The sequence below is a fragment of the Meiothermus sp. QL-1 genome, assembly GCF_003351145.1.
Lineage (GTDB): Bacteria > Deinococcota > Deinococci > Deinococcales > Thermaceae > Meiothermus.
Genome location: NZ_QQSV01000022.1, coordinates 1 through 3,259, shown reverse-complemented (window position 1 = coordinate 3,259; position 3,259 = coordinate 1). Strand labels below are relative to the sequence as shown.

Sequence of the window (3,259 nt, the reverse complement as noted above, 5' to 3'; positions counted from 1 at the left end):
CTGGAGCGGGAGACGGGACTTGAACCCGCGGCCCCAACCTTGGCAAGGTTGTGCTCTACCAACTGAGCTACTCCCGCAAAAAATAAAACCTCTGCACCGCCCTACTCTCCCAGGTCCCTTCGAACCCAGTACCATCGGCGCAGGCACGTTTCACTTCCGTGTTCGGAATGGGAACGGGTGGTTCCATGCCGCTATGGGCACAGAGGTCTCTCCTTTCTACCACTCAAAAAATCAGCAGGCGGCAGAGCCATCACTGCATCAGGGTCAAGACCTCGGACCATTCGCACGGGTCGGCTAAACGCATCGCTGCGCTTACACCCCCCGCCGATCCACCCAGTATTCTCCTGGGGTCCTTACCGGATCAACTCCGTAAGAAGGCTCATCTTGGGGCAGGTTTCCCGCTTAGATGCTTTCAGCGGTTATCCCTCCCGCACTTGGCTACCCGGCTTATGCCCTTGGAAGAACAGCCGGAAAACCAGCGGTGCGTCCACTCCGGTCCTCTCGTACTAGGAGCAGCCCCCCTCAACCTTCTTCCGCCCGTGACGGATAGAGACCGAACTGTCTCACGACGTTCTGAACCCAGCTCGCGTGCCGCTTTAATGGGCGAACAGCCCAACCCTTGGGACCTTCTTCAGCCCCAGGATGCGACGAGCCGACATCGAGGTGCCAAACCTCCCCGCCGCTATGGACGCTCGGGGGAGATCAGCCTGTTATCCCCGGGGTAACTTTTATCCGTTGATCTATGGCCCTTCCACACGGAACCACAGGTTCACTAGGCCCGGCTTTCGCCCCTGCTCGGCTTGCAGGCCTCACAGTCAAGCTCCCTTCTACCCTTGCGCTCTCCAGTGGGTTTCCGTCCCACCTGAGGGAACCTTTGGGCGCCTCCGTTACCCTTTGGGAGGCGACCGCCCCAGTCAAACTGCCCGTCAAACCCTGTCCCCCAAGGACCCTTGGCCCTCCCAGGGTTAGAAACCCAGACGTCTTAGGGTGGTATCTCACCGTCGCCTCCGCTGCCCCCGAAAGAACAGCCTCACAGGCTCCCACCTATCCTGCGCAAAAACGGCCGGGTCTCAAGGCCAGACTGCAGTAAAGCTCCACGGGGTCTTTTCGTCCTGCCACGGGTAGGCCGCATCTTCACAGCCAGTTCAATTTCACCGGGTCCCTCGCCGAGACAGCGCGCCGGTCGTTACGCTTTTCGTGCAGGTCGGAACTTACCCGACAAGGAATTTCGCTACCTTAGGACCGTTATAGTTACGGCCGCCGTTCACTGGGGCTTCGGTTCAGGGCTCCCACCCCTCCCCTTGACCTTCCAGCACCGGGCAAGCGTCGCTCCCTATACCTCCGCTTACGCGTTCGCAGAGAGCTGTGTTTTTGGTAAACAGTCGCCAGCGCCTATTCACTGCGGCTCCCCAGTGGCGCCGCACGCGGCACCACCCAGAGCACCCCTTCTCCCGAAGTTACGGGGCTAACTTGCAAAGTTCCTTGGCGAGGGTTCTCCCGCGCGCCTGAGTGCTCTCGCACCCGCCCACCTGTGTCGGTCTCCGGTACGGGTACTGTGCAGTTACGCTTAGAGGCTTTTCTAGGCTCCATGGCTTCGGCGAGTTGTCACCTCGCGGCTTCCACACCACCCACCGGTATCAGACTACGGATTTGCCTGTAGTCCCCTTTGGGCTTCTGTCCGGGCTCGTCCATGGCTCCGGTTCGCCTAGCCTAAAGCGTCACCCCATCGCACCGCACAGTAGGACTGGAATATTAACCAGTTGCCCTTCGGCCTCCCCTCTCGGGTTATCCTTAGGCCCCGCCTAACCCTACGTTGACGACCATCGCGTAGGAAACCTCGGGCTTACGGCGACAGGGATTCTCACCCTGTTTATCGTTACTCATGCCGGCATTCGCACTTCCCTTGCCTCCAGCTGCCCTCACAGACAACCTTCCTCGGCATCGGGAACGCTCCCCTACCACTCACCTGCGTGAGTCCGCGAATTCGGCGGTAGGCTTCAGCCCCGATCATTTTCAGCGCAGCGTCACTCGACCAGTGAGCTATTACGCACTCTTCAAAGGATGGCTGCTTCTAAGCCAACCTCCTGGCTGTCTCAGCAACGCCACATCTTTTCCCACTTAGCCTACACTTCGGGACCTTATTCGGCGGTCTCGGTTGTTCCCGCGCTCGGATGCGAATGTTAGCACCCGCACCCTCACTCCCAGGCTCCACTTCCTACCCTTCAGAGTTTGATAGGGTTTGGTAGGCTGGTAGGCCCCCTAGCCCTTTCAGTGCTTTACAGGCAGGAATCAGCACCTGAGGCTGACCCTAAAGTCATTTCGGGGAGAACCAGCTATCTCCGGGTTCGGTTAGCTTTTCACTCCTAACCCCAGCTCATCCGAAGGGTTTGCATCCCCCACCGGTTCGGGCCTCCACTGGGTTTCACCCCAGCTTCACCCTGGCCAGGACTAGCTCACCCGGTTTCGGGTCCACGGCCGCAGACTAAACGCCCTCTTCGGACTCGGTTTCCCTACGCCTCCGCCTCCACGGCTTAAGCTCGCCTACGACCGTGAGTCGCCGGCTCATGCTTCAATAGGCACACCACAAGGCCCAAAGGCCCCGTGATTGCTCGTAAGCACACGGTTTCAGGCTCTATTTCACTCCCCTCCCGGGGTTCTTTTCACCTTTCCCTCACGGTACTGATCCACTATCGGTCACCTGTAGTATTTAGCCTTACGCGGTGGTCCGCGCAGATTCACCCATGGCTCCACGAACCACAGGCTACTCGGGTACCCCCATCCAGCCCCCAGCCTTTCGCCTACAGGACTTTCACCTTCTCCGGTGCCGCTTCCCAGCAAGCTTCGGCTAGACCAGAAACTAGACCAACAGAGGCCCCACTACCCCCAGGCGCACGCACCTGGGTTTAGGCTCCTCCCCTTTCGCTCGCCGCTACTCAGGGAATCGATATCTCTTTCTCCTCCTCCGGGTACTAAGATGTTTCAGTTCCCCGGGTTCCCCCCGCTTCCGCGGTGACCCGTGTCCCCACAGGCCAGGTTCCCCCATTCGGATATCCCGGGATCAACGCTCGCTACCAGCTCCCCCAGGCTTTTCGCAGGTAACCACGTCCTTCATCGGCTCAGGTGCCAAGGCATCCACCGTGTGCCCCTCATATCTTGACCCTGCTAGAGCTATCCGCTCCACCGCCCGCTTTTCATGATCCCCGCGCCCCTAAAAGGAAGCGCAACGAGAAGAGTACTAAATGCACAAAAAGATGTCAAG

General features: G+C 59.4%; 1 tRNA gene and 2 rRNA genes. All 3 read right to left on the bottom strand.

Annotation, left to right across the window (positions count from 1 at the left end):
• Window position 1: 1 nt before the first annotated feature.
• The 3 genes from DV704_RS12015 to DV704_RS12005 all read right to left on the bottom strand — a co-directional run bounded on the left by DV704_RS12015 (window position 2) and on the right by DV704_RS12005 (window position 3,159).
• Window positions 2-77 (bottom strand) — tRNA-Gly (locus DV704_RS12015).
• A gap of 11 nt (window positions 78-88) precedes the next feature.
• Window positions 89-205: ribosomal RNA gene (rrf, locus tag DV704_RS12010) — 5S ribosomal RNA — on the bottom strand.
• Window positions 206-260: 55 nt separating this feature from the next.
• Window positions 261-3,159 (bottom strand): 23S ribosomal RNA (locus DV704_RS12005).
• Window positions 3,160-3,259: the final 100 nt, after the last annotated feature.